Annotated in this window: 17 protein-coding genes and 1 pseudogene; 5 read left to right on the plus strand and 13 right to left on the minus strand. The window is 59.4% G+C overall.

Going from position 1 to position 26144, the window contains the following annotated elements; genetic code table 11:
• Window positions 1–30: 30 nt before the first annotated feature.
• The 4 genes from RHM62_RS11430 to RHM62_RS11445 form a co-directional block, all read right to left on the minus strand.
• Entirely contained in the window at window positions 31–909 is an 879-nt protein-coding gene (locus tag RHM62_RS11430; RefSeq protein ID WP_322122227.1) for a phosphate/phosphite/phosphonate ABC transporter substrate-binding protein, read from the minus strand.
• Window positions 899–3268 carry a putative bifunctional diguanylate cyclase/phosphodiesterase gene (locus RHM62_RS11435; RefSeq protein WP_322122228.1) on the minus strand — a complete coding sequence of 790 codons (2370 nt, stop codon included), beginning with the start codon at window positions 3266–3268 and terminating at the stop codon, window positions 899–901. Before RHM62_RS11435 ends, RHM62_RS11430 begins: the two co-directional genes overlap by 11 nt.
• Before the next feature lie 63 nt (window positions 3269–3331).
• Window positions 3332–4654 (minus strand): nitrate/sulfonate/bicarbonate ABC transporter ATP-binding protein, encoded by a 1323-nt coding sequence (locus RHM62_RS11440; protein ID WP_416172255.1) that lies wholly within the window; start codon window positions 4652–4654, stop codon window positions 3332–3334.
• Window positions 4655–4658: 4 nt separating this feature from the next.
• Complete coding sequence (locus RHM62_RS11445; RefSeq protein WP_322122229.1) at window positions 4659–6392, minus strand: ABC transporter permease subunit; 1734 nt, start codon at window positions 6390–6392, stop codon at window positions 4659–4661.
• Window positions 6393–6681: 289 nt separating this feature from the next.
• On the opposite strand from RHM62_RS11445, the gene RHM62_RS11450 reads away from it, so the two are divergent.
• On the plus strand, window positions 6682–7803 hold the full coding sequence (locus RHM62_RS11450; protein WP_322122230.1) for an alkene reductase: 1122 nt from the start codon (window positions 6682–6684) through the stop codon (window positions 7801–7803).
• 346 nt (window positions 7804–8149) lie between these two features.
• On the opposite strand, the gene RHM62_RS11455 is transcribed toward RHM62_RS11450, so the two are convergent.
• From RHM62_RS11455 to proV, 5 genes are all read right to left on the minus strand, one after another.
• Complete coding sequence (locus tag RHM62_RS11455; protein WP_322122231.1) at window positions 8150–10111, minus strand: PhoX family protein; 1962 nt, start codon at window positions 10109–10111, stop codon at window positions 8150–8152.
• A 219-nt stretch (window positions 10112–10330) separates the two neighbouring features.
• Entirely contained in the window at window positions 10331–11308 is a 978-nt protein-coding gene (locus tag RHM62_RS11460) for a porin (RefSeq protein WP_322122232.1), read from the minus strand.
• A 17-nt stretch (window positions 11309–11325) separates the two neighbouring features.
• On the minus strand, window positions 11326–12288 hold the full coding sequence (gene proX / locus RHM62_RS11465; RefSeq protein ID WP_322125395.1) for a glycine betaine/L-proline ABC transporter substrate-binding protein ProX: 963 nt from the start codon (window positions 12286–12288) through the stop codon (window positions 11326–11328).
• Window positions 12289–12403: 115 nt separating this feature from the next.
• Window positions 12404–13642, minus strand: coding sequence for a glycine betaine/L-proline ABC transporter permease ProW (proW, locus tag RHM62_RS11470; protein WP_322122233.1), 1239 nt, complete (start codon window positions 13640–13642; stop codon window positions 12404–12406).
• 23 nt (window positions 13643–13665) lie between these two features.
• Entirely contained in the window at window positions 13666–14880 is a 1215-nt protein-coding gene (gene proV / locus RHM62_RS11475) for a glycine betaine/L-proline ABC transporter ATP-binding protein ProV (protein ID WP_322122234.1), read from the minus strand.
• Window positions 14881–15393: 513 nt separating this feature from the next.
• Here proV and RHM62_RS11480 point away from each other — a divergent pair.
• The 4 genes from RHM62_RS11480 (at window position 15394) to RHM62_RS11495 (ending at window position 20036) form a co-directional block, all read left to right on the plus strand.
• Window positions 15394–16788: a chloride channel protein gene (locus tag RHM62_RS11480; RefSeq protein WP_322122235.1), complete on the plus strand. Its 1395-nt coding sequence runs from the start codon at window positions 15394–15396 to the stop codon at window positions 16786–16788.
• Window positions 16789–17115: 327 nt separating this feature from the next.
• Window positions 17116–17565, plus strand: coding sequence for an Hsp20/alpha crystallin family protein (locus tag RHM62_RS11485; RefSeq protein ID WP_322122236.1), 450 nt, complete (start codon window positions 17116–17118; stop codon window positions 17563–17565).
• Window positions 17566–17709: 144 nt separating this feature from the next.
• On the plus strand, window positions 17710–18528 hold the full coding sequence (locus tag RHM62_RS11490) for an ABC transporter substrate-binding protein (protein ID WP_322122237.1): 819 nt from the start codon (window positions 17710–17712) through the stop codon (window positions 18526–18528).
• On the plus strand, window positions 18525–20036 hold the full coding sequence (locus tag RHM62_RS11495; RefSeq protein WP_322122238.1) for a cobyric acid synthase: 1512 nt from the start codon (window positions 18525–18527) through the stop codon (window positions 20034–20036). The genes RHM62_RS11490 and RHM62_RS11495 overlap by 4 nt, the downstream gene beginning before the upstream one ends.
• Window positions 20037–20048: 12 nt before the next feature.
• Here the strand turns inward: RHM62_RS11495 and RHM62_RS11500 are convergent, their stop codons facing one another.
• From RHM62_RS11500 to RHM62_RS11515, 4 genes and pseudogenes are all read right to left on the minus strand, one after another.
• Complete coding sequence (locus RHM62_RS11500; RefSeq protein ID WP_322122239.1) at window positions 20049–21380, minus strand: leucine-rich repeat-containing protein kinase family protein; 1332 nt, start codon at window positions 21378–21380, stop codon at window positions 20049–20051.
• A 68-nt stretch (window positions 21381–21448) separates the two neighbouring features.
• A complete protein-coding gene (gene arsB / locus RHM62_RS11505) occupies window positions 21449–22531 on the minus strand; it encodes an ACR3 family arsenite efflux transporter (RefSeq protein ID WP_322122240.1) in 1083 nt (360 codons plus the stop codon).
• Between the two features lie 646 nt (window positions 22532–23177).
• Window positions 23178–25658: a G8 domain-containing protein gene (locus RHM62_RS11510; protein WP_322122241.1), complete on the minus strand. Its 2481-nt coding sequence runs from the start codon at window positions 25656–25658 to the stop codon at window positions 23178–23180.
• A 168-nt stretch (window positions 25659–25826) separates the two neighbouring features.
• Window positions 25827–26144: pseudogene (locus RHM62_RS11515) on the minus strand (ATP-binding protein).

Consider the following 26144-nt stretch of genomic DNA (forward strand, 5'->3'; position numbering starts at 1 on the left):
CAAGCGCAGAAAAAGCGATCAATCGACAACTCAGCGCAACTCGTCCAGCACCCGGTAATCCCTGTCCTGAATCGGCAAAAACCGGATCGCATTCATCCCGTCCAAAACCGGTGCTTCAGTCAATCCGTGACGACCGAGAAACACCGCGCGGATCTTGTCGGTGATGTCGGGACAGAGCGTGCCGCGGTACACGAACGGATCCATCGGCAGCGGTGCCGAGCGCCATAGCACGCGCACATCCTGCGGACGCAGTTTGCCTTCATTACTCATCGTCGACAGCTGGAAACTCGATACGAAAGCGGCGCTGGCGCGTCCGTCCATTACCGCCGCCACGGCACCGGTGTGGGTACCGGCATACGAGACACGGCCGAACCAGTTCTCCAGCGACATGCGCATCACCTGGCTGTAAAAATAACGTGGCACCTTGTTGCCCGACGTACTGTCCGGATCGACCAGCGCCAGCGACACCCCGCGCAGGCTGGCTGGCTGTTTCAGCGGTCCATCAGCCCGCACGATCAGCAGCGACTGGTAAAACGGTCCGGCCGGCTGAAACGCGCCCGTCGGTTGCGAGAAGGTGGCGAACGGGATGATCGCCGGATCGGCTTTTCTGGCAGACAGGTACGAAGACGGACCCAGCCGTGCCAGGTCGACCGCTCCGGCCAGCAAGCCCTCGATGACCGCCCCGTAGGACGCCGGCGTGACCACTTCGACCGGCATGCCCAGCGTCGCCTGCAAGCGATCCAGTAGCGGCCGGAAACGCGCCAGGTCGGATTTCACATCGCCTTCGGGCACCATCGAGTAACGTAGCCGTACCGGTCGCTCGCAGTCGGCCGCCAACCCCGGCAAGGCGCTGGCCAGCACGGCCAGCAGGACCACGGCCGACCCCCACCAGTGCCGGTTAACCGGCATAAGCGGTCGGATTGCGCAGCAGTGCCGTGATCTCGGCGGCGGCGGCGGGGCGGTGAAAATAGTAGCCCTGCAACTCGTCGCAGCCGGCGGTTTTCAGGTGTACAACCTGGTCACGCGTTTCGACGCCTTCGGCAACGACTTTCAGGCCGAGGTTGTGCGACAGCGAAATTGTCGATGACACGATGACGGCGTCGCTGTTGTCGTTGCGGATGTCGCGGATGAACGAGCGGTCGATCTTGACGGTGCTGATCGGCAGGCGCTTGAGGTGGCTCAGGCCGGAGAAACCGGTGCCGTAGTCGTCCAGCGAGATCCGGATACCGAGCGCATGCAGCGTATCGAGCACCCGCTCGGCCAGTTCGGGCTGGTCGATGAAACAGCTTTCGGTGACTTCGATCTCGATCAGGCTGGCCGACACCGCGTACTTCGCCAGACAGCCGGTGATTACGCCGGGCAAGGTGTCGTCGCGCAATTGGCGGGCCGAAATATTGATCGCCACCGGCAGCACGGCCAGGCCCGATTGCTGCCACGCGGCGACCTGCGCGCAGGCCATGTCGATGACGTGGTTGCCCAGCGCAACGATGTAGTCATGCTGTTCGGCCAGCTCAATGAATTCACCCGGGTAGATCAGGCCATGCTCGGGATGCTGCCAGCGCACCAGCGCTTCGAGGCCGACCGGCCGGAAGTCGAGGCAGGCGACGCGCTGCTGGTAATGCAAACAGAATTCGCCGTCGCGGATGGCGCGCCGGAAGCGGGCAATCAATTCGGCACTGCGCGCCGAGGTAGCGTTGAGCGAAGCTTCATAAAACCGGTAGCAACCGCGCCCGCTTTGCTTGGCCAGGTACATCGCGCGGTCGGCACGCGAGAGCAGCGTGTCGATTTCTTCGCCATCGCCCGGATACAGCGCAATGCCGATGCTGGGCGTGACGTCAAGATCATGGCCGTCGAGCTTGAGGTAGGTCGAGGACAAGGCCGCAACCAGTTTGGTGGCAACGCTAGCGACGGCCTCGTCGCTATCGAGGTCTGAAACCAGTACGGCGAATTCATCTCCTCCCAGACGGGCCGCCAGATCATAGCCACGTAACGAGTGGCGCAAACGCATGGCAACCTGTTGCAACAGCAGGTCGCCGACAGCATGGCCGTGGGTGTCGTTGATGACCTTGAACTTGTCGAGGTCGAGAAAGAAAACCGCCGTCAGCTTGCGGCTGCGGCGCGCGCGCACCAGTTCGATCGCCGCCAGTTCATAGAACTTCATGCGGTTCGGTATGCCGGTCAAAAAGTCCAGCGAGGCAAGCTGGAAGGCGCGGGTTTTTTCGGTTTCCAGCTGTTTGATCAAGGTCTGGTTACGCAATTCCGAGTCGGTCAGGTCGAGGTTCAGGCGACGCTGGCGCTGCGCCAGCACGAGTAGGCCGGCACTGGCCAACACAATGAGTAGCGACAATAGCGTGGCACGGATCCGGTAGGCGCGATGGCGCGGCTGCAGTTCGTCGAGTACCGCGCTGCGGTCGCGGGTGACCGTGACGACTAACGGAAAGTGGTCGAGCCGGCGATACACGCCGATGCTGGCGCCACTGTCGCCCGGACGCGCCATGTCGATGGCACCCGCCGGCTCGGTACGACCGATGAAGCGGGCGTAGCCGGACCGTTCCAGGTCGCGCCCTGCGGAGAGCGTACCGCCGACTAATTCGACCAGCTGGATGCCACGGGCATCGATGACTTCGATGCGACTGCGCGTGCCGAAACTGGCTTCCTTGTAGAGCGCCAGCACATAGCCGAGATCAATGTAGCCGGCGAACACACCGATGCGGCGCTGTCCGGACAGCAGCGGCGCGGCTACCGGAATGCGCCACGCCGCATGCGGGTCATCGGCACGGGTGTGGCCGATGACGATGGGCGGCGGTGCTTCGGCAAACAGGGTGGTGCGGGCAAACAGTTGCAGATCCGGTTCGACCGCACGGCGCGATGACGAATAGGCCAGCTTGCCATCCCCGCCGAAAATAGCCATGCGCAGGAACGCCGTGTCGCCGACCGACAAGGCATTGAACGAGTCGGGATGTTCGGCAGGCTGTTCGAGGAAGGCGGTGCTCAGGCGCGCGTAGATGGCGGTGCGGCCGAACACTTCGTCGAGGTTGGCAGCAACGATGGAGGCGACGTTGCGGCTGGAATTGACCGATTTCTCGAGCGCCTCGTCGCGTTCATCGTGGATACGTGAACTGGTCAGGAACCAGATGACAGCAAGGAGCAACACCGCCATCAATCCGATACCCGCAACCAGACCCTTGCCATTGCGCAGGAAAGCTTTGGTTGATGATGTGTGCTGCGGTGTAACAGAGACCAAGTGAGCGACCCGTTTGTCTGACATTTAACGCGCCCGATAGTACTCGTCAAATGTGACACCAGGAATAAAAAAATATCTTCAGGGAATTTATTCTTCTTCCTGATCAGGTAATTTTAAACGGCCGGTATGAAAATCATACTCGTAGACTTCGCCGTAGCGACCCCATTCGACGGCGACTTCGAGCACGCGTTTGGCTTCATCGGCTTTCAGGAATTCTTCCAGCAGTTCGATGAACGGACCTTCCGGCGAACTGCCGCTCGGTTCGCGTTCGAGCTGGCGGCGGATGCGTGCTGCCAGCGGCACGTGCATCAGCACCTGCTGGCCGAACAGTTCCTGGCGCAAGGTCTGGTCGGCATCGGCGTAGCGCTGGCCCAGCGGCGTCAGCGTGATGTCGCCCTTGTCGACATGCGCCAGCCCGAGCAGGCCGAGCGCCTCGTAGGTATGGAACAATTCATCGTCGGCCAGTTCGGTTTCTTCGGCCAGTTGCGGCAGGTCGGCACGGCCATTGAACGGCGCACCGGCGAGCAGGTCGAGCACACCTTCGATGTGGCTGACGTCGGTTTCCGGCAAGCGGTAGCCGAGGTGCATGGCGGTGGCTTCGCCGGGGATGGTGCCTTGCTGCGGACGCATCGTCATCAGTCCGTAGACTTCATCGATCAGGCCGCGCACTTCGGCCGAATCGGCACTGCGCGGACGCGGCAGGTCGATGTGGATTTCGCTGCGGATGCGGCCCGGGTCGCTCGACAGAATGATGATGCGGTCGGCCATCATCACGGCTTCTTCGATATTGTGCGAGACGATCAGAATGCCCTTGGTCAGGATGCGGTCGCTATCCCACAGGTCGAGGATGTCGTTGCGCAGCGTTTCGCCGGTGAGTACGTCGAGTGCCGAAAAAGCCTCGTCCATCAGCAGCACGTCGGGGTTGGTGACCAGCGCGCGGGCAATACCGACACGCTGGCGCATGCCACCCGACAGCTCGCGCGGCAGCGCGCCGCCAAAGCCGGCCAGGCCCATCAGTTCGAGCATGGCGTCGGCGCGTTTTTCGCGGTCGGCCGGCGCGACACCTTGTGCTTCCAGACCGAGCTCGACGTTCTGCTGGACTGTCAGCCACGGAAATAGCGCAAACGACTGGAACACCATCGCCACCCCGGTGGCCGGCCCGACGATGGGCTGGCCGCGATAGATGGCGCTGCCGGCATCGGCCGGAATCAGGCCGGCGATGATGCGCAACAGCGTCGATTTGCCGGAGCCGGATTTGCCGAGCAGGGCGACGATCTCGCCTTCGGCCAGCGCAAAATCGACACCATCGAGGATCAGTCGCGGTGCGCCATCGGCACTGCGAAACGACTTGGCGACACCGGCCAGTTCCATCAATCCAGGTTTGTTCGTGGACATTTTGTTCATGTTCATTTCTCTATCGGCTGCGGTCTTCGGCGAGCGAGTACAACTTGCGCCAGAAGAACCGGTTCAACAACATCACAAAAATACACATCACGCCGATGCCGAGCGCGATCCGGTGGAAGTCGCCGGCGTCGGTCATCTGTTTGATATAGCTGCCCAATCCATCGGCGATCAGCGTGGTCTTGCCCCAGGTGACGTACTCGGCCACGATACTGGCGTTCCATGAACCGCCGCTGGCGGTGATCGCACCGGTCACGTAGGCCGGAAAGATCGCCGGCAGATAGACGCGTTTCCATTTCAGCCAGCCCTTCAGGCCGAGGTTATCCGCCGCCAGTCGCAGTTCATTCGGAATCGTCGAGGCACCGGCGACCACGTTGAACAGGATGTACCACTGGGTGCCGAACACCATCAGCGGACTGAGCCAGATATTCGCATTGAGCTTGAAGGTGACCAGCACGAATACCACGATCGGGAACATCAGGTTGACCGGGAAGGCAGCAAGGAATTGCGCCAGTGCCTGCACCCGCTGCGAGTATTGCGGCCGCAATCCGATCCACACCGCAATCGGCACCCAGACCAGCGAGGCCAGCGCAATGAGCAGCATCACGCGCGCCAGCGTGATGAGTCCCAGGCCGACCACGTGCGCCGATTCGCGCCAGCCGACATCGCTGTGTACGAAGGTCACCAGCCAGTACACCGCTGCCAGCGACAGCAGCACGATGGTCGCATCCCAGGCGCGGGCGATCGACTTGCTGCGCGCTTCCGAGCGCACCGTCGGTGCCACAGTGACCGGGCGCAGACTGAACCAGCCCAGCGTGCTGCTCATCATCCGCCAGAAACGACCGGTCAGTTCGCGTATCCAGACACTGCGCCGGCCCCAGTCGAGCAACCACGAGCGTTGGGCGCTGTCGCCTTGCGATTCCTCGAAACGGAATTTGTCGGCCCAAGCCAGCAGCGGCCGGAAAAACAGCTGGTCGTACGCCATGATCCCGAACAGCATCGCGCCGATGGCATAGGCAATCGCGCGGCCGTTTTCGGCTTCGATGGCCATCGCGATATAGGCACCGATGCCGGGCAATTTGATGTCCTGACCGCCGACCGAAATCGCCTCGGCGGCGACCAGGAAAAACCAGCCGCCCGACATCGACATCATCATGTTCCACAACAGGCCGGGCATGGCGAACGGCAGTTCCAGTCGCCAGAAACGCTGCCAGCCGGACAGCCGGAATACTTGTGCCGCCTCGCTCAGTTCCGGCGGCACCGTGCGCATCGACTGGTACAGGCTGAACGCCATGTTCCATGCCTGCGACGTGAAGATCGCGAAGATCGCAGCGCATTCGACGCCGAGCAGGTTGCCGGGAAAAAGCAGGATGAATGGCGCGATGGCGATGGCCTGAAAGCCGAGGATGGGGACCGACTGCAGGATGTCGAGCATCGGCACCATGACTTTTTCAGCGGCGCGGTACTTCACGGCGATGGCGGCAAACGCAAAGCTGAACAGCAGCGAACAGGCCAGTGCCGTGAACATGCGCAGCATCGTGCGCAACAGGTAGTAAGGCAGGTACTGCGGGTCGAGCGAAATCGGGGTTGGCTCGCCGACGATGAACGGGCGAGACATTTGCATCGCTCCGAAGGCAAGGCCGGCTATCACGGCCAGTACCAGCGGCAACAGGATCCAGTCCCAGCGGTTAGGACCGGCCGCCAATACCGATTGCCCGGCCCGACGCGGGGTGAAGAGTTCAAACATGGTGCGCGTTCCTGTCAGTGAAGCGGGTACTTGATACGGGTACAGCCCGTCCGGGCGACCGCATTTGAGGTCACAGGCGAGACGATGGTGTGCTGGTTGCTTCCGGGCGCAGCGGGACGTGTCGCGTCCGCGAAAAAAGCTCGTCATTATGGATCAAACAGATGACCGTTGAGTTACAAAATTGCGGTTCGCTGCGGTTACCTGACAGGGCAGTACCCGGTTGCTTTTGAAGGGCCACTGCGAGCAATGCGTATTTCTGCGACCATGCACCCTTTCATAAAGGAACACCATGCCGACATCCACGCAATCCACCGCCGCCAATCTTGATTCGCGCCTGTTTGAAGCAGTGCAACTCGGCCCGCTCCGTCTGCCAAATCGCATCGTCATGGCGCCATTGACGCGCAGCCGTGCACTCGAAGGCGACGTCCCGAGCGAACTGGCCATCGAGTACTACACACAGCGTTCGACAGCCGGCCTGATCATCGCAGAAGCAACCCAGATTTCACCGCAGGGCAAGGGCTATATCCTGACCCCGGGTATTTATAACGATAGCCAGGTAGCTGCGTGGAAGCGTATTACCGACGCCGTGCATGCCAAGGGCGGTCACATTTTCCTGCAGCTCTGGCACGTCGGCCGCATCTCGCATCCATCGATCCAGCCTGATGGCGCATTGCCGGTTGCGCCATCGGCGATCAAGCCGGAAGGCCAGTCGTACACCGCTGACGGTTTTGTACCGATGGTCACGCCGCGCGCGCTGGAGACATCCGAAATGGCGGGTCTGGTCGAGCAATACCGCACCGCTGCTCTGAATGCCAAGGCCGCCGGTTTCGATGGTGTTGAAGTGCATGCCGCCAATGGCTACCTGCTTGACCAATTCCTGCGCGACAAGACCAACCAGCGCACCGACGAATACGGCGGCGCGATCGAGAACCGTGTCCGCCTGCTGCTGGAAGTCATGACCACGGTGGTCGATGTCTGGGGTGGCGATCGCGTTGGTATCCGCTTGTCGCCACTGAGCAAGTTCGGCGACATCGACGACAGCAATCCGGAGCCGCTGTTCACCTACCTGGTCGAGCAGCTCAATGCGTTTAAGCTGGCCTACCTGCATGTCATCGAAGGCGACACCGGCGGCACGCGTGAAGTCGCTGGCGGCTTCGACCTGCAAATTCTGCGTCGCCTGTTCAATGGTGCTTACATGGCCAATAACGGCTACGACAAGGCCATGGCCAGCGGCGCGATCGCGTCTGAGCACGCCGACCTGATCTGTTTCGGACGTCCGTTCATTGGCAATCCGGACCTGGTCGAGCGCATGCGTACCAACGCCCCGTTGAACGAAGCCGATCCGGCGACGATGTACGGCGGTGGCGCTGGCGGGTATATCGACTATCCGTTTCTGGGTGCAAAAAAGTAAGTTGACTGCGGGTTGATTTTAGAGAACGCCAGGTTATTGCCCGGCGTTTTTTTTGGGGGCTGTCTTGGGTTTTCAGGATGGTTGATCACGCTGAACGGGACGCTTTGGGATAGCGGGGAATTTGGGAGGGTTGTAGTGGCGATCCTTCGACAGGCTTCTTTCGACAGGCTTCCTTCGACAGGCTCAGGACGAACGGTTGGTGGTGCGCTGGTGCTGATTGTTGATACTCGGCGTGCCTTCGGCAGGCTTCCTTCGCCAAACTCAGCACAAACAGCATCCGCTACATTGGCGTCGGCACAGGTCAGCGATCATAACGACCGCTTCCCTAAACCGACGCCAGCGCGCCTTAGCCCTTCGACAATTTCATGTTCAGCGGATCTGCAGTCAGGTACCCCACAGCCGCGCCATAACGATCCTTGTAATTGGCGCGTACCAGCGGGTCCAGCGTTGGCTGCACTTTCGCATGCAGCGAACTCCAGTCACCGGCGTGCTGGAAATTGCTCATGATGTAGGTCCAGCCATTGATGTTGTCGGCTACATGCAGACCGGTCGCTTCGGCGCCGGAAGGCATCGACATCAGTCGTGACAGGATCTTCGTATCGATGTGGTAGGCCCAGAGAAAATTGTTGATGTGGGTGCTGCTGTCTTCGCCGATGAACAGCGTACGCATCGCCTCCGAAAATTTGATGTTGTCCGGATTGCCGATCTTGTCCGGGTTGGATTTGTTACCCAACGCATCGGCGGGGATGTCCTCGCCCATGAGCAAGGCCTTGATCTGTACCGGCATCCATTCGCTGTTGATGGCAGCACCACCCAAGTCCTTCTGCCCCCCGCTGAGCGTGTGGGCCATGATCCCGCCTGCGACCAGTGCCTTGTCGAGCGCGATCCCGCTGGCAGCATTCCAGCCCTTGCCCGTCTTAATCATCGAATCCTGGATGTTCTGCAGCGCAGAGTAGGCAATCTTGTCCCGGACATTGACGGTCGTCCCTTCCATTTTTGAGAAGCCCATGCTGCCACCCACCAGATACGCATACCGGTGGGTTTCCAGGAAGGCCGCCGCTTTTTCCATGCCGGGCTTGAGCTTGATCCAGTTGGCCGTGCCGTTGATGAAGACCTTGGAAAAGGTGGCGTCGGCCGGATCTGCCGTCACCACGGTCAGGATGTCAGTCGACTTCAGGGTATTGGCCATCGCTTCAATCTCGGCGCTGGTGGCATGGCCGAGATTGATCCAGGTGATTGCAGCACCGGCTGCAGCCGGATCGATTGAAAAACCGCTGCCGAGCTTGCCGACATACAGCGTGCCGGCCGACAGGTCTTTTTCACGGTCGGCGACAAACACGAACAAGCCGCTGTTGGTGGCGTCGTCGCCCATCAGGACGGTGCGATTGTCAGGCATTACCTGCACCAGCTCATGCGAGATACGGCCGAGGCAGTAATGCTTTTTGATGGTGCCGGTGCCGTCCGGATTCACGGTCACTTCGGGCAGGTGGCCGTAGTGGTAAGGGTTGGCAGTGGTCTCGTTGCCGAACAGGTTTCTGCTGAATGCCTTGAACTGGGTATTGGTCGCGGCCGTGGTCGCGTCCGGCTCGTATTCTTCGCTCGACAGATGGGTATTCCAGGGTGACAGGCTCGAGCCACAGGTGATCCACAGGCCATGCACGCCGGCGGTATTGACGTTGTGGTACTTGACCAGCGTGAGCTTGCCGGTGACCTGGTCCTGATCCAGCGTCAGTACGGCGATCGGGGAGGGCAGCGTTCCGTAGGCACTGTTGCCCGCCTGATCGTTGGTCGTGTACTCGAACTGCACCACAGCGAACACGGCCTTGCCCTTGAGGCCTGTGACCGTCGGACTGGCCAGCGACAACAGCGACGTACCATCCGGCGCATCCGAAAAAAACTGCCGTTCCTTGCCCGCGACCGAGCGGTCGATGATCGGCTGGTTATTGATGTCGACGTAACCGCCGCTGAGGATGGTCGCGCCAGCGACGCCGGTGGGTACCGGATCGCCAGTGATGAAGAACGGCTGATACGCCAGCTTGAAACTGACCGTTGTGTTGTCTGCGTAGAGCACGTTCATGCTGGAGCCGACGGTCGTGGTGGCCATGGCAGCGGCATTGGCGAGAGTCGGTGCCGGCATGGATGAAAACGAGACCGACAGAAATTGCGAGACCGATGGCGCTACCGATGAACCGGTGCCGCCGCAACCTGCGAGCAACGAGGTGGAGGCGAAAGCGCCGAGTGGCAGCATGGGAGCGCAACCCAGAAACTTGAGCAGCTGGCGACGGGAAGCTTGCGGCAGATCGGACATGTGATGTTTTCCACGGTGAATTGCGATGGCAGCCGGTGGATACCGGCAGCTCAGGTAAAGCCTGAATACCGGCGAGTATAAAAATCGAATGTGACCGTGGCATGAAGTGTCATGAATTTGTCAGGCGGACTCATTGGCACGCCCATAAAAAATGCCAGGCATCAAGCCTGGCATTGCGGGTACTGCGCGCCCCGCGGTCGGGGCCGTCGCATGACTGTTTTAGAACGTGTGGTTGATGCCCAGTGCGACACCGGTGCTGCCATCAACGTCGACCAATTTTTCACGGTACAGATCGGCGTAAAGGTTGGTGCGCTTCGACAGCGGATGGTTGACACCGACGGTGAACTTGTCGTTGCCGCTTTCCTTGATCTTGCCGTAACCGCCACGGATCGTATCGATCCCGACCATATAGGTCGCCGCCAGCATCATGCTGGTGAGCTTGTCATTGACGCGGGCAAACTTGGTTTCGGAGTACGAACCGAGCAGCGTGAATGCACCCATCGTATAGCCACCGGCGACGTAGACGATGTCGCTGTCGATATGATTCTTTTCATAGGCCAGCATCGTATTGAGTCCGCCATTGGCGTAGTTCAGCGAGATCCCTTTCTGGCGTGTTTCGGCAATCGTGCGCGCTGCATCGTCACCGACCGCACGTTCGATTTCGGCGTCGGCATGAACCGAGAAACCGGCCATGTCCGGCGAGCTGTAATAGACCGCATTGCTGGCGCGCGAATAGTTGTGGTAATCGACCGTGACCAGCCCGTCGCTATTGAAGTCACCGTTGTAGTTGGCCAGCGAACCCATCAGGGCGCTGTCGTACCACGGATCGTAAATCCATTTTTTAGCCCACAGCGGCGTCAGTGCGCGGCCCAGACGGACCGTGCCAAAACGGGTGCTGGCGAGTCCGACCGTGGTTTCGCCCTGAAAAAATGCTGTCGATTTTTCGGCGCCGCCGGTGTCCGGATTAAAGCGCATCTGGACATTGAAGATGGCTGCCAGGTCACCGCCGAGCTGCTCGGTGCCCTTGAAGCCCAGCCAGTTGTTCTGGCCACGATCCATGCGCGGTGTCTTGCCCGATTCCTTGACCAGGCCGAGGTCGATGTAGCCGTATATCTGCACGTTGGAGCTTTGTGCGCTGGCGCTGCCGGACAAGCCGGCGAGGGCGCCAAGCGCCAGAATGCTGAGGGTTTTTTTCATGTCTCTGATCTCCTAGGTTATTTTTTTGCCGCGGCGAGTGACTGGGCAATCCAGCTATCAAACAAGGCCTGATGTGCGTTGATCCAGCCGTCGGTGTGGCGTTCAATGTCAGCTGGCGAGCCTTCACCTTTGCTCATGCGCATGTTTTCGGCGCTGATATCGGTCATTGGTAATTTCATCAACGAGAACAACTTGGCTGCGGCCGGGTTGGCGTCGACGAACGCTTTGTTAGCAACAATTTGCTGCTGGTTCACGACGAAACCGTAGTTCTTGCCGTTCGACAGCTTGGTATCAATCTTGGCTTGCTCGCCTGGCAGTGAGGAGAACGGCACTTGCAGCCAGACCACATCGCGCCCCGGCACCATCACGCCGCTGACCCAGTACGGGGTCCAGGTGTAATAGAAAATCGGCTTGCCTTCCTTGTGGCGGGTAATCGTGTCGGCGATCAGCGCCGAATAGCTGCCTTGTTTGTGGGTGACCGTATCGCGCAGCTTGAACGCGGTGAGCTGATGCTCGATCACGGCTTCGCAGCCCCATCCCGGATCACAACCGGTCAGGTCCGCTTTGCCATCGCCATCGGTATCGAACAGCTTGGCAATTTTCGGATCCTTGAACTGGCCGATGTTGGTGATCTTGTATTTGGTCGCGGTGGCCTTGTCGATCAGGTAGCCCTGTGCCGAGTTGTCCGAATACACCCCGGTGCGCGACAGCTTGGCATCACCACCGGCGTTGCGATAAAAGTCAGCATGCAGCGGGTTCCAGTGATCGGCCATGAAGGTGGCATCGCCATTGGCGATCGCGATGTGCGCGGTCGGCGGTGCGATTTCTTTGGTCGACTGGACGTCGTAGCCCAGTTTTTGTAATCCCTTGGCCACGAGCAGGGTCTGGAAAGTTGCCTCGGCGATGGTGTTCTGTAAAGGCTGGACCTTGATGCCTTTGCCCGGCAGGTCAGCGGCGGATGCCGGTGTCACGAAGCTCATTGCCAGCAGCACGGTGCCGAGGAAATAGCTTGGGGTGGAAAATCTCATGCGTTGATTCCTTTTTTTAATGGGGTGGTTCATGGCTGTCACCCATGGGCGTTACTCAATAAATCATTTACGTCGCCATGCCGGAATTGACCGGCGTCGATAACTTGTCGGCGTCTTTGCCGGTGGTGTCAGGCGGGGTAGCCGGCTTGGCTTTCGGGGCAGGGCGCAAGCGGTACAGCAAACCGAGCGGGCCGGTTTCATACCAGTGGTGCACACCGCGGCTTGATTGACCGGCGGCTTGCGTGATCCGGTCCAGTGAAATCGCCAGCAGCACGATGCCCAGGCCGCCGACTGTCGCCAGTCCCATGTCCAGACGGCCGATGCCGCGCAAGACCATTTGTCCCAGTCCGCCCACGGCGATCATCGATGCGATCACGACCATCGACAGCGATAGCATCAGCGTCTGGTTGACGCCGGCCATGATCGACGGCAGGGCCAGCGGCAACTGCACCTTGAACAGCATCTGGGCGGGCGACGCGCCATAAGCACGGGCCGCTTCGATCAGGTCGGGACGCACCTGGCGAATCCCCAGGTTGGTCAGTCGTACCAGCGGTGGCAGCGCAAACACGATGGTGACGATGACGCCAGGCACATTGCCGATACCGAACAGCATCACGACCGGTACGAGGTAGACGAAGGCCGGTGTGGTCTGCATCGCATCGAGCAGTGGTCGCGTCAGGCGCTGGGCGCGGTCGCTACCGGCCAGCAGCACGCCGAGCGGCAAGCCGATCACCAGACAGAATGCGAGCGAGGTCAGCACCAGCGACAGTGTCACCATGGCTTCCGGCCAGATGCCCAGGACGACCACCACCAGCAGTGAAATGACGGTGCCGATCGCTACGCCGCGACCGGCAAATTGCCAGGCCAGCAAACCGAAAATGGTCACCATGGCCAGCGACGGTACGCTTTGCAGCAAATCCTGCACCCACATCAGCGTGCCATCGATCGGTGCCCGCACGGTCTGGAAGAACGGCCGGAACTGCGTTACGAACCAGTCGAGTCCGTTGTTGATCCAGCTTTCGACCGGCATCGAGCCGTCGAAAAAATCGCGGATTTGTGCGAAGAATCCGGTAGGCGCATCGGCCGGTACGGCGCTGACCGGTGCATCGAGCCAGCTACCGGCACCGGCGGGAGTGACGGCGTCCACGTTACCCGTGCCCCAGGGATCGGCCGGTACGGCGGCGTCCACGGGGCCGGTAGCCCACGGGTCGACCGGCGCGGCGGCCGTGACTGCGGCAGGCGGGGTGTCCCAGGCGCTCGCTACACCGGCATTCGAAGGTGCCTGGGCTGTGATGATGTCGGACATGGCGGGATCTTTCAGAGTCGTTGTCATAGCGCAGGTACCAGTGGCGTATCGCGATCAAGAAATTTCAATAGGGTGGTCTTGCTGATGGAGCCGCAGTAGTGGCCATCGTCGGCGACCACCGGCATCGGGTAGGGCGATTGGGCAACTTGCCCGAACAGATCACTGACCGAGGCTTCGCCGGAGATCTTTTGCGAGTGCGGCAAAAAGGCGTGCTGCAGTCCGAGCGGTCCGTCGTGTTCATGCAAGGCTGCCCGCAATGATTCGACCGACACCATGCCCAGGTAATGCTGGCCGGGACTGATCACGTAAGCGTATTCGCGGTCGTTGTCCTCGAGCATCTTGAGCGCAGCGCGGGCACCACGGCTCGGGTGTTCCGAGACGACGATCTGGGATTTACGGGCGATGTCGGCGGCCTTGAAGACGGCAGCAGCATCGACGCCATGGACGAAGCTGCGGACGTAGTCATCAGCCGGATTGCGCAGGATTTCATCGGGCGTGCCGACCTGGACGACCATGCCGTCTTTCATGATGGCGATGCGATCGCCGATACGCATGGCTTCGTCGAGGTCATGTGAAATGAAGACGACGGTGCGACGGCGTACCTGTTGCAGGCGCAGGATTTCGGACTGCATTTCGGTACGGATGATCGGGTCCAGCGCCGAAAAGGCTTCATCCATCAACAGGATGGACGGGTCCGACGCGAGCGCGCGGGCCAGGCCGACGCGCTGTTGCATGCCCCCGGACAGTTCATCCGGAAAACTCGCGCCCCAGCCGCTCAGGCCAACCTGGTCCAGCGCCTTCAGCGCCTGCTCGTTGCGGGTGGCGCGGTCGACACCGGCCAGTTCCAGACCGAATGCGGTGTTGTCGAGTACCGTCATGTGCGGCATCAACGCAAAGGACTGGAACACCATGCTGATGTCCTTGCGGCGCAGCGCCCGCATGTCCTTGGCCGAGAGCTTGTTGATATCGACGCCGCCGATCTCGATGGTGCCCGCAGTCGGCGTAATGAGCCGGTTGAGCATGCGCACCAGTGTCGATTTGCCCGAGCCGGACAAACCCATGATGACGAAAATTTCGCCGGCTTCGATCGTGAAACTGGCATCGAACACACCGATCGAATTGCCGGTACGGGCCAGGATGTCTTGTTTGCTGACACCTTGATTGACGAGGTCGAGCGCCTTTTCCGGCGCTTCGCCAAACACTTTAAATACGTGATTGACGCTGATTTGCTTGGCCATGATGGTCCCTTTATTTTTGTTGGCAGAGTGAGTGGCTAAGGCTTGCGACATGTGCAAGCTGCGATCCCGGCGCGCAGACAACGAACATCAAGCAAAAACGCGGCATGGATAATTCCCGCCATCGTTTTGCGCGTTATGTGTCTGCCCGACGGGCAACTGGGATAAAACTGTTTGCTGTACTTCGTGGCGAATCGCTGTCACTGCATCGCGAAAATCTTGAATAACGCGAGCAGATGAAGCCGAAGTAAATGGAGTGCCTGGAAGAGATGGAGCGTCCTACTTGGTAGTGCTGAATTCTCTAAAGTCAGTCAACTACTGTTAAGTTGACGCTAAAAGATGCCCTATTGTAGTTAATCTATATCTCAAAGTCAACTTTTGATTGACTTCGCCTATCGGTAGCGGAGGATGGTCGACTCTGGTTTCGTTGTCAGAAGGTGTATCGTTTCGCACCGGCGCGTCTGCTCTGCCGGCAAAAACTTGTGCATATCGTTACCTCACTGATCGGATTTGACCATGCAAGAACCCACCGGGTTGCGCAAGCTTCCGTCATCGAAAGCCGCACGTCGCCGTGGTCGCATTTCCAGAACGACGCTCACCTACGCGGTATTTCTCGGCGGCGCATCCTGTGTTGCCTTGATCTCGCTGGCATTCGCCATGCTGGCGGAATTCATGCTTTCGCTGAACGTCAAGGTCATCTCTGCGTATTCATGGAGCGCCTTCCTGCTTCTGCCATTCGGTTTTGCCGGTTTGCGCTGGCTCACGATCCGCCATGCCCAGCAAGCGCGCGGTAGCGGTATTCCGCAAGTCATTGCTGCGATGTCGCTGCCGGCCAGTAGCGGCGCCCAGCAAACGCTGGTGTCGCTGCGCCAATCCCTCTGGAAGATCGGCCTCACCGCTACCAGCCTGCTGTTCGGTGCCTCCAGCGGTCGCGAGGGTCCGTCGGTACAGGTCGGCGCGGCCGTGATGCTGTCGTGGGGACGGTGGTGGCATGAAAAACTCGGCTTGCGTCTGGGCTTCCGCCCGGAAGCGCTGATTGCTGCCGGTGCGGCCGGCGGTCTTGCCGCCGCGTTCAACACGCCGCTTGCCGGTATCGTCTTCGCGATTGAAGAACTGGGCCGCAACAGTGCGATTCGCTGGGACCGGATTGTGCTGTCCGGCGTGCTGACGGCAGGATTTTTATCGCTTGCCCTGCTCGGCGGGCAATCCTATTTCCGCATCGATGAGTCAGTACTGATCCTGCGCGAATCATGGAAAGGTGTTCTGTTGTGCGCCTTGATCAATGGGGTGCTGGGCGGCTTGTTTTCCAAAATATTGCTGATGGGACCGACCGGCATGCTACCCGCACGCTGGCGTCATATTCCAATGCAACGTCCACTCCTCATTGCCTTTGCCTGTGGCCTCGTGGTGGCCATTGTCGGATGGTCAGTCAACGGTTCCATTTATGGCACCGGTTACTCGCAAACCGCAGCACTGCTCAATGGCCGGTCGACTGACGGCCAGTGGTTCGGAATGGCGAAATGGCTGGCAACGGTCGCGACGTATTTTGCGGGCATACCGGGCGGTATTTTCACGCCATGCCTGGCCATCGGTGCGGGTATCGGGGAAAACATTGCACTCCTGTTCGGCGGGCTCATGGAGCCAAGAATATTCGCGCTGATGTCGATGGCGGCTTTCCTGGCGGCCGCTACGCAAGCCCCCATTACGGCCAGCGTGATCGTGATGGAAATGACGAAAAGCCATGACGCCACGCTATACCTGCTCGCGGCGACCCTGATCGCTTCATTTGTTGCGCGACAACTCAGTCCGCATGCTTTTTATCATTCCGTGGCACGACAATTCCGGCGCGAAGCACTTGCACTTGAACATACGCCGGTTTCCGCACCGCCGGCTCCGACCGGCAAGCATTGAGACTGTCGGCAACCGAATGCAGGTCAACCGTTTCAAGATTTTTTCTTGTGAATCGTCAACGATTTTATTTCAACTTAATGAATAGAAAATATGTCGCCAAAGAATAAAGAGGAAAGCTATTTCAGCGTTGATCTTGATCAATTTTAAAGTGCTCCCATTGCCTTGATTAGCGATTACATTACCGTTTAATTATTCGTTATTGGCATGTCAGGATATATGCAAAATAAGTGATTTTATTCGCCTTCAGTTTCAGAGCAAGCTCGAATATTCCTGCATCCGATAAATCTATAATGACGTTTTTTATCGCCATCAATCAGGAGGTCAATCATGATTCAGAGCTCGGCACATTTCGCGCCATTTAACGCAATCAGCCTGCCCAAGCGGCTTCGGGATGTTGATGATCCTTGTCGGGAGTTCCAATTAGCTCCTGTTGCCGGGGATGGTAATGTCAGGCCGACGATAAAAATAAACATATCAGAAAATGAATATTCTTATTACATCAAGGCTGAACTTATTGGATTAAAAAAAGAAGATATCAGGATTGAAATTAATAACAATCAGGTATCAATTATGACGGATGCAACAGGAGAGCATGCCGGGAATGAAGTCGGAATGCCGTCGCATGATGAGCATTATTTCTCAAAAGAACATCACAAATTTATATTGGCATCCGATATTAATGAAGCGCATATCGTTGCCAAGTATCAGGATGGCATATTGGATCTGACGCTGCCGAAGAAGCCGGGCGGGTGCGGAAAACAAATAACCGTGATCTGAATTCCGGGATGGCGCTCCGGTTGCCGGAGAAGTTCTTGCCGGTAGAGCGAGGCCTGTGCCAGGCAAGTGACACCGGCATGGTTTCCGTTACCATCGCGGTGCCCGACCAATCCAAGGGCGAGCGATTAACCGGAAAGCCCAGTCATGAGTCATTACCAACGCATAGCCTGCCTGTGCACCGAGTCTGTCGAAACCTTGTACGCACTGGGTGCCGAGGACTGCATCGCCGGTATTTCGGGCTTTACCGTGCGTCCGCCAAGAGCGCGCAAGGAAAAGCCGAAAATCAGCGGATTTTCATCAATGAAAATCGACCGTATTCTGGCAGTCAAACCAGACCTGGTGATCGGCTTTTGCGACCTGCAGGCCGACATGTGCCGGGACCTCGCGCTGGCAGGTATCGAAGTGCACCTGTTCAATCAGCGCAGCATAAGCGGCATCCTGCACATGGTGCGGGTACTGGCTGCGTTGGTCGGGCGCGAAGAGGCCGGACGCCTGCTGGTGGCTGATTTGCAGTCACAGGTGGCCTCTGTGGTCGCGCGGGCAGCGCAGGGCCGAGGACAAGACCAGGGACAGCGCCGGCCGGTGATCTATTTTGAAGAATGGAACGAGCCGCTGATGAGCGGTATCGGCTGGGCTGCCGAAGCCATCGTGCTGGCGGGCGGCGAGGATGCCTTTCCGGAATTATCGGCGCACGCAGGTGCCCGCGAGCGCATCATCACCGATCCGATGGAGGTTGCGCGGCGGGCACCGGACATCATCATTGCGTCATGGTGTGGCAAAAAATTCCAGCCGGAGTCAATGCGCTCGCGTCCGGGATGGCACGACATTCCGGCCATACGCAACAATATGTTGTTCGAGATCAAGTCGCCGGACATCCTCTCGCCGGGACCAGCAGTCATCACCGAAGGATTGCGCCAGATTAGCGACATGGTGGCGCAGTGGCAGCAAGCGCAGTTGGCATGATCTTTCCGTTTCACACAGTGATGGTGCAGGGCACGACATCGGATGCCGGCAAAACCACCGTGGTCGCCGCTCTGTGCCGTTTGCTGGCGCGCGAAGGCATCCGCGTGGTGCCCTTCAAGCCGCAAAATATGGCGCTCAACAGCGCGGTCACCGAAGACGGCGGCGAGATCGGTCGGGCCCAGGCCTTGCAGGCCCTGGCCGCCGGTGTGGTTCCGCATACCGACATGAATCCGGTGCTGTTAAAGCCGTTCAGCAACACGGGTGCGCAAGTCATCATTCATGGCAAAGTCCGCGCCGGGATGCGGGCCAGCGAGTACCACGCGTACAAGACCGTGGCGATGCAGGCTGTGCTGGCGTCCTATGGCCGGCTGCGCAAACGCTATCAAACAGTGGTCGTCGAAGGGGCCGGCAGCCCTGCCGAAATTAATTTACGTGACAGGGATATTGCCAACATGGGCTTCGCGGAGGCGGTCGATTGCCCGGTCATCCTGGTTGCCGACATCGATCGTGGCGGCATCTTTGCCCACTTCGTCGGTACGCTGGCGTGCCTGTCGGACAGTGAACGCGCCCGCATTCTCGGCTTTGTTATCAATCGCTTCCGCGGCGACATTGCCTTGCTGGTGCCGGGGCTGGAGTGGCTTGAGCAGCAGACCGGCAAGCCGGTGCTGGCGGTGCTGCCGTATCTGCATGGTCTGGTCCTCGATGCCGAAGATGCGATCGATCAGGGACAGCCGGTGAAGGGTGCCTTCAAGATCATCGTGCCGGTCCTGCCGCGCATCAGCAACCATACCGATTTCGATGTACTCCGCGCCCATCCCGATGTTGATTTGCAGTTTATCGGGCCGGGCCGGATGATTCCGCCAGCCGACCTGATCATTCTTCCCGGCAGCAAAAACACACGGGATGACCTGGCCTGGCTGAAACACCATCGCTGGGACGCAGCGCTGAAACGGCATGTGCGATTCGGTGGCAAGGTCATCGGTATTTGTGGCGGGTTCCAGATGCTGGGCCACAGCGTGGCGGATCCGGCAGGCATCGAAGGTGCGCCGGGGACATCCGCCGGTTTCGGCCTGTTCGACATGACGACCACGCTGGTCGCCGACAAGCGACTGCTCGAGGTCAGCGGCCATTGCACGTTTGCCAGTGCCGCACTGCGTGGCTATGAAATCCACATGGGGATATCGCAAGGGAGTGCACTGGAAACGCCGGCGTTCCGCATTGATGGTCGTGCAGAGGGTGCGCTGTCGACCGATAACCAACTGCTGGGAACCTATCTGCACGGGCTATTCGATGACCCGCAGGCAGGCAGGGCCTTGCTGGCCTGGGCCGGACTCGAGAGTGCCGCGGCGGTCGACCTGGCAGCGCTGCGCGACGCCAGCCTGGACCGGATTGCCGACGCAACAAAGCCATTGCTGGCATCGCTGATCGCATTGGGCGAAGGCAGGAAGGTTGGCGCGGCACCGTGGGTCGACCATTGCGGTCACGCGGTCGCGCCGGCCACACCGTGATCGCAGGCGGGACTACGCCGTTGCCGTAGCGGCAGGGGCGTCTGTCAGGGACGACAGCACGCGCTCTATCTCATTGAACAAAGGGCGGGATCGGCTGTCATCGACAAGACAGGCGCGGGCCAAACCGGCCAGCACGGGCGGCAGCGACGCAGGACAAAGACGGATCAATTCCTCGAGCAGCACGCCATACGCGCGCACGTCAATTTGCTGTAGCGCCGTGGCACAAGATGCGTGCGGAGCGAACAGCGAAGCGGCTCCGAAGTCGCCCAGCAGCACGCGCCCGTCACCGGTATGGAGCAGGTTATGGCCATACAGGTCGCCATGCAGAATGCCGCAGCGGTGCAAATGCGCTACCGCCGAAGCGATGCCCCGGGCCATTGCGATGACCGCCGTGCCATCGAGCAGCAGGGCGTCGTCGTAGATATCGCGGGTGCAGGATGCCAGGCTTGGCGGACCGGCCAGGGTGCGAAACTGCGGGGCAATCAGCGGCATGACCAGCCCCTCGGCCTGCTCAGGATGTCCGGACAGCGTGCCAAGTATCGGAATCAGGTTCGGATGGCGACCCGCCGCGATGCAGGCCGCCATCTCGCTGCGCGGCAAGCCGTCGCTGGTCAGCGCGCCCTTGAATATTTTCAGTGCCAGCGGTCTCGCCTCTTCGTGGTCCCGACGAGCGACGCGGTGGATCACGCCGGACGCGCCTTCGCCGAGTTGCGCCTGGAGTTGCAAGTCATCCCAACGGATCACCGGTATGGCCGCATTGTCCAGCGCCGCCAGTTCGCGCGTATCGCCCACCGGGTTGCCGGCGTAAGCCAGCCAGGACAAGCGCGGCATCGACAGCAGCCAGTCGGGTAATTCAGTGAAGCGGTTGGCCGCGATCCGCAGCAGTTCAAGACGGGAACAGTGGGCCAGTCGGGCAGGCAGCGCGCTGAGCCAGTTACCGGCCAGCATCAGTTTCTGGAGCTGCTTGCATTCACCGATTTCGGCAGGAAGGTCTTCGATTCGGTTATCGGTCAGGATTAGCCAGCGCAATGCCGTTGGCAAGGCACCAGCCGGGACTGTGTCGATGCGGTTGGCCTTGAAGCCGATCATGCTCAACTGTAGACATTTTCCGAGGACAGGTGGCAGCACGGTGAACTGGTTGTCGGAACAAAAAAGAACGCGCAGCTTGTGCAGCCGGGGCAGGTCATCCGGTAGCGCGGACAAGGCATTACCGGACAGATCGAGGATTTCCAGCGAGTCGGCCAGATCGAATATTTCAGCAGGAAATATCGTGAGGCCGCAGGCCAGTTTCAGGCGGGTAGCGCCAGCCAATGCGCCAGTGCGTAGCTGTTCCAGAGTGTGCATCACCGGGATCCTGCGGATTTGAAGAATCGCGAAGCTTAACAGGTGGCGTGCAACGCTCCGGCTGGCGGTTAAGCCGACTTCCGCAAACCCGCCTCGTACCAGGGCTTGCTCGCATTCACCACTTTCACTACCAGCAACATCACCGGTACTTCGATCAATACCCCGACCACCGTTGCCAGCGCCGCGCCGGATTCAAAACCGAAAATACTGATCGCCGCCGCCACCGCCAGCTCGAAAAAATTGGATGCCCCTATCAGTGCCGACGGGCACGCCACCGAATGCTTTTCGCCTAGCTTGCGATTGAGCCAATAGGCCAGCGAGGACGTGAATAGCACCTGGATCAGGATCGGCACGGCCAGCAACAGGATCACCAGCGGCTGGCCGATGATGGCGTCGCCCTGGAACGCAAACAGCAAGACCAGCGTGGCGAGCAGTGCGGCGATCGACAGCGGCTGGAGCTTGTCCATCAGCGCATCAAAGCTGTCCTGCCCGCGCACCAGCATCAGCTTGCGCAGAACCTGCGCGATCACCACCGGCACCAGGATGTACAGCACGACCGAGGTAACCAGCGTATCCCACGGCACCGTGATGCTCGATACCCCCAGCAAAAACGCCACCAGTGGCGCAAACGCAAACACCATGATCAGGTCGTTCATCGCCACTTGCGACAAGGTGAAATACGGATCGCCGCCAGTCAGCCGGCTCCAGACGAACACCATCGCCGTGCAGGGTGCGGCAGCGAGCAGGATCAGGCCGCCGATGTAACTGTCGAGCTGGTCGGCCGGCAGTAGCGGGGCGAACAGTACGCGGATGAATACGTAGCCGAGCAATGCCATCGAGAACGGCTTGACCAGCCAGTTGATGAACAGCGTCACACCGATGCCGCGCAGGTGGCCACGAACCTGACTCATTGCGCTGAAGTCGATCTTCAGCAGCATCGGAATCACCATCACCCAGATCAACAGACCGACCGGCAAATTAACCTTGGCGACTTCCATCGCACCGATGGCCCTGAAGACGCCTGGCAGCCACTGGCCCAGCGCAATGCCCACCACAATGCACAGACCGACCCACACGCTGAGGTAGCGCTCGAAAAATGACATCGGTGCGGCTGCGGCACGTTTGGCGGTGACTTCACATTGTGCGGACATGGGGAATTCCTTAATTGGATAACGGGTTAGGGTCTGTGTCGGGTCCATTGCCACTATCGCTTGCTGCAGGCCGGATCTTGCTCTTGCAGCGGCTATGGCCCGGTGTGGGTGTGGTACCCCGCCGCCAAATGACAGCTCACCGGTTGACTGCGTCAGTGCGGTCTAACTTCGCAATCAGCGTTGTCGCCGACGGTGATGACAAAATCTATCTGCGCGGCCTCCAGCCGGCATCGTAGACTGCGCCAGTCGAACAAAATTTCGATCATTCGATAATTGTCGAATTATAAGCTACTAACTGAGTTTTTGGTATGAACCTTTATTGTTCAAAAACAGGGAGTGATCCTGGAATCGCTACGTTTTTTCTGACTTCTGTCGTTACCCCGGCAGTGTTCAGGCGGGGTATTTGACAGGGCAGAACATCTTGCTGGGTTGGGGACCTATCCGGAGAAGTTGAAGCAACAGTCGCACGAGCCGCTAGGCGCAGATCCAATATTAAGCGTGGGCCAGACCCGGCCCGAAGGAAGTGCGTCTGCGGATTAGTGCCGGTACTTGGTTGTTTCCCGGGTGCGCCGCGGGCTTGCGGACCGCCGCTTGAACATTACGGACACCGCGGGAGCAGACCGCGGAAATAATTGGCTTTCGAGCCTCACTTGTTGACGATCTGCACCCAGCTCACACCTTGCCATTGTGGAATGGTCGCCGGTGCCGTGAATTTGATGTGCAATCTGTCGCCGGAGCGGAACCAAACGGAACCACTGGCGCTGTCAAATTCAGTGGCAGTGCCCACTTGACTGAAATTGGCGCTGCTTACCGACGCATTGGCACGCATTCCACGCAGCTCATAGCGCATGGTGTCGTTGGGCCAGTACCCTCCGAACAAGATGCCGAAATCGGTCCCGGGGTCGGTCTCAAACTGAGCACCGTAGTGGTAAGGCTGGTTTGGCGCAGAAAACGCTTGGAAGAAGTTGAAGGCCGGGTGGGCAGGGCTGAAGTGCTGGGTGACTTCCCCGTTGGGTCCGGTTCGAAACATGGTGTACGAAGCGCCAATGAATGGGACGCCTCCATCGATGCGGGTTCGGATGATGCGCGTCTTGCAAAGTATTCCGAAGGAGCCGGCTTCAATCCTGCCCGAATTGGCGCAGTCCAATCCCGCGTGGATGGGCGCAGTGGTCACGAGGGTCATGTTCGGACCGGCACCCAAGCTGCCATCGATGTCAAACACGACCGCCCCCACATTGACATCGATTCCTCCTGCGCCCCCGGCATCGTCAAAAAAGGCGGCAAATTTGGCGGGCGAGAAGGTCACGCCCTCCACGTAATTCCAAGTCTTTTTCACGGCGCCGCCGCCGTGGGCCATCCACGAACTTGCGTCGGTTTTGGTGTAGCCGACGAAATGCGTGTTTTTGATGTTGAAACCTTGATCGTAGAAGCCGATGGCCACGCGCCCGACCTTGGTTCGGTTGCCTATTGCACTCATCGCGCTGTTGGCGACGAACAGGGACTCTTCGACGAGCATGGGCGTCGGAGCGGTGAGCGCCGCGCCTTGCCCGATTCCCCCAACATCCAACACCCGCAGGTTGTTGAAGGTCTGACGCCTGAGCCCACAGGGCCAGACAGCGGTGTTACGGGTTTGGAACACCGTCAAGTTGGTCCAAGTGGGCTCATTCGGAGTTTCCATCCCCTTTTCTCCCCCGCCTTGGCAGGTCGAAAAACCGAGCAGCATGCTGCTGGCGGTGTTGTTCTCGAACCGCTCGAAGTGGGAGACACGTGGATTGACCGCCGTTCCACCGATCCGGGAAATGAGCCGGTCATCCAAGTTGTACCAAAAGCCCGAGCCATCGCTGCCCACCGCATGGTTGCCCACGACGGTGTTATTGGGGTTGGAGATCCAGAAGGTGGCCGGTCCTATTGAGGCCGCGTCAATTTTCGAGTCGGATTCCAGCACGCCTTCACCAGGCTTCGGCCGAACGGTCAACACACCCAAGTTGTTTTGGATGGTGTTGCCTTGCTCGGTGCCGTCTTCCAGGAAATAACCATGGCCGAGGTGGTCATAGCAAACGTTGCCCTCGACCACTGTGTTGTCGGTGCCATGCACGGTGACGCAGCGGTTGTAGCTTTCCCAGATCGAGCTATTGCTGATGAACTGGCCGCGCACATCACCAGCCAAGTGCCAATGGAAGGGATACCGGCCGAGCCGGCTCTTCTGGCCCACGCGGTTAAAACCGATGTCCGAGACGTACGCTTTGGCTCCGGCCATGGTCATCATGTGTGCACCGAATTGCGTGGCCTGGCTGTCGCCGCCGCCTCGCAAAGTAATGTTGCGGCTGAGCAGTCCCACCGCCGCACGCGTGTCGGCCGTGAAGGTTTTGCTGCCGTTGTTGTAGCTTTGCTGGAGGCCGAAATGGTCGTAGGTCAGGGCTGCGTTGAGCGTGATCGATGTGCCGCTGATGCTCAGGATGCGCCTGACCTCGGCTTCGTGCGGGTCTTCGCTGCTCGAGCCGATCACGATGTCCATGCCGGCACGCCAGTTCTTCGGGCTGTCTGCAAGCGTCAGCGTAGTGCTGCCTTTGAGGGCGGTGGCATTGAGTTTGGTCCATCCGGCGCGCGGCTCTCCAAACATCTCGACGGTGCCGCCGTCCATGGCGCCGAGTACGCGAGCGCCCATGCCCATGATGTCGTCGGTCTGCGGGCCGCTCAGCGTCATATCGAACTTGCCCATGTAAGGTTGCGCTTTGGTGCCGCACGACAGTTTGGACTGCGCCCCCACCACCATGGCCCAATCCGCTTCGATGGCAATATCGGTTCCACCACAAACCAAGGTGCCCTTCACCATCAAGCTTTTGACTTTCACTTTGGTGTCCAACACCACGGTTTTACCGGCCGGTATTTCCACCGCAGTGTTCGCCGAAGGCACGGTGCCGCCCCAAGTTGCCGGGTTACTCCAATCATTGTTGACCGTTGTAGAAGAAGGCTCGCTATTGACCGCTGTAATAGAAAGCTCGCTATTGACCGCTGTAGACGTAGGCTTGCTGGCGATGTCGCCAGACCGTTCGCCCCCGCACCCGGAGAGGAGCAAGGCCGTTGTAAGCAACGTGAGGGCTAGTTCGGGGTGGCGGTTGAAATGCATGGTGCTACCTTTTCAAAATAGAGCGTCCACCTGCTGGTAGCTCTGAGCCAATGGAAATTGTCAACAACGACTTAAAAGTGATACGGTTTTGATGCCGCCAGCGATATAAATTCGACTCACCCAGTGGTACGGCGGTAACCGGGTTTGCTGCTTCTCCATTGATGTCAATTACTCTGCACCATCGTTTCTGTCCCGCTGCGCTACCCCGACATGACGCTGATGTTCGAGCCGATAGTTGTCGCCGTCGATGGGTACGATATGAGCACGATGGCGTAGCCGATCCAGCATTGCTGCCGTCAAGGTCGTGTCCTGCGCAAACGTCGTATCCCATTGTCGAAATGACTAGCTACTAGTGACGATCAGGCTGCCACGTTCGTACAGCGCCGCGATCACCTGGAAGAACAGGTTGGCCTGCTCGCGATTCATCCGCAAGTAACCAACTCTGTTAATGATAGGCAGGCGACAAGCCTTGTTAGTGCGATACAT

The sequence above is a fragment of the Actimicrobium sp. CCC2.4 genome, assembly GCF_034347385.1.
Classification (GTDB): Bacteria; Pseudomonadota; Gammaproteobacteria; order Burkholderiales; family Burkholderiaceae_D; genus Actimicrobium.

Excerpts from the sequence above, each read along its gene's own strand:
- RHM62_RS11445 (WP_322122229.1), bottom strand. The coding sequence starts at position 6,392 with ATGTTTGAACTCTTCACCCCGCGTCGGGCCGGGCAATCGGTATTGGCG.
- RHM62_RS11490 (WP_322122237.1), top strand. The coding sequence starts at position 17,710 with ATGAGTCATTACCAACGCATAGCCTGCCTGTGCACCGAGTCTGTCGAA.
- proX (WP_322125395.1), bottom strand. The coding sequence starts at position 12,288 with ATGAGCTTCGTGACACCGGCATCCGCCGCTGACCTGCCGGGCAAAGGC.
- RHM62_RS11480 (WP_322122235.1), top strand. The coding sequence starts at position 15,394 with ATGCAAGAACCCACCGGGTTGCGCAAGCTTCCGTCATCGAAAGCCGCA.
- RHM62_RS11440 (WP_416172255.1), bottom strand. The coding sequence starts at position 4,654 with ATGAACATGAACAAAATGTCCACGAACAAACCTGGATTGATGGAACTG.
- proW (WP_322122233.1), bottom strand. The coding sequence starts at position 13,642 with ATGTCCGACATCATCACAGCCCAGGCACCTTCGAATGCCGGTGTAGCG.
- RHM62_RS11430 (WP_322122227.1), bottom strand. The coding sequence starts at position 909 with ATGCCGGTTAACCGGCACTGGTGGGGGTCGGCCGTGGTCCTGCTGGCC.
- RHM62_RS11460 (WP_322122232.1), bottom strand. The coding sequence starts at position 11,308 with ATGAAAAAAACCCTCAGCATTCTGGCGCTTGGCGCCCTCGCCGGCTTG.
- RHM62_RS11500 (WP_322122239.1), bottom strand. The coding sequence starts at position 21,380 with ATGCACACTCTGGAACAGCTACGCACTGGCGCATTGGCTGGCGCTACC.
- proV (WP_322122234.1), bottom strand. The coding sequence starts at position 14,880 with ATGGCCAAGCAAATCAGCGTCAATCACGTATTTAAAGTGTTTGGCGAA.
- arsB (WP_322122240.1), bottom strand. The coding sequence starts at position 22,531 with ATGTCCGCACAATGTGAAGTCACCGCCAAACGTGCCGCAGCCGCACCG.
- RHM62_RS11495 (WP_322122238.1), top strand. The coding sequence starts at position 18,525 with ATGATCTTTCCGTTTCACACAGTGATGGTGCAGGGCACGACATCGGAT.
- RHM62_RS11435 (WP_322122228.1), bottom strand. The coding sequence starts at position 3,268 with ATGTCAGACAAACGGGTCGCTCACTTGGTCTCTGTTACACCGCAGCAC.
- RHM62_RS11450 (WP_322122230.1), top strand. The coding sequence starts at position 6,682 with ATGCCGACATCCACGCAATCCACCGCCGCCAATCTTGATTCGCGCCTG.
- RHM62_RS11510 (WP_322122241.1), bottom strand. The coding sequence starts at position 25,658 with ATGCATTTCAACCGCCACCCCGAACTAGCCCTCACGTTGCTTACAACG.
- RHM62_RS11485 (WP_322122236.1), top strand. The coding sequence starts at position 17,116 with ATGATTCAGAGCTCGGCACATTTCGCGCCATTTAACGCAATCAGCCTG.
- RHM62_RS11455 (WP_322122231.1), bottom strand. The coding sequence starts at position 10,111 with ATGTCCGATCTGCCGCAAGCTTCCCGTCGCCAGCTGCTCAAGTTTCTG.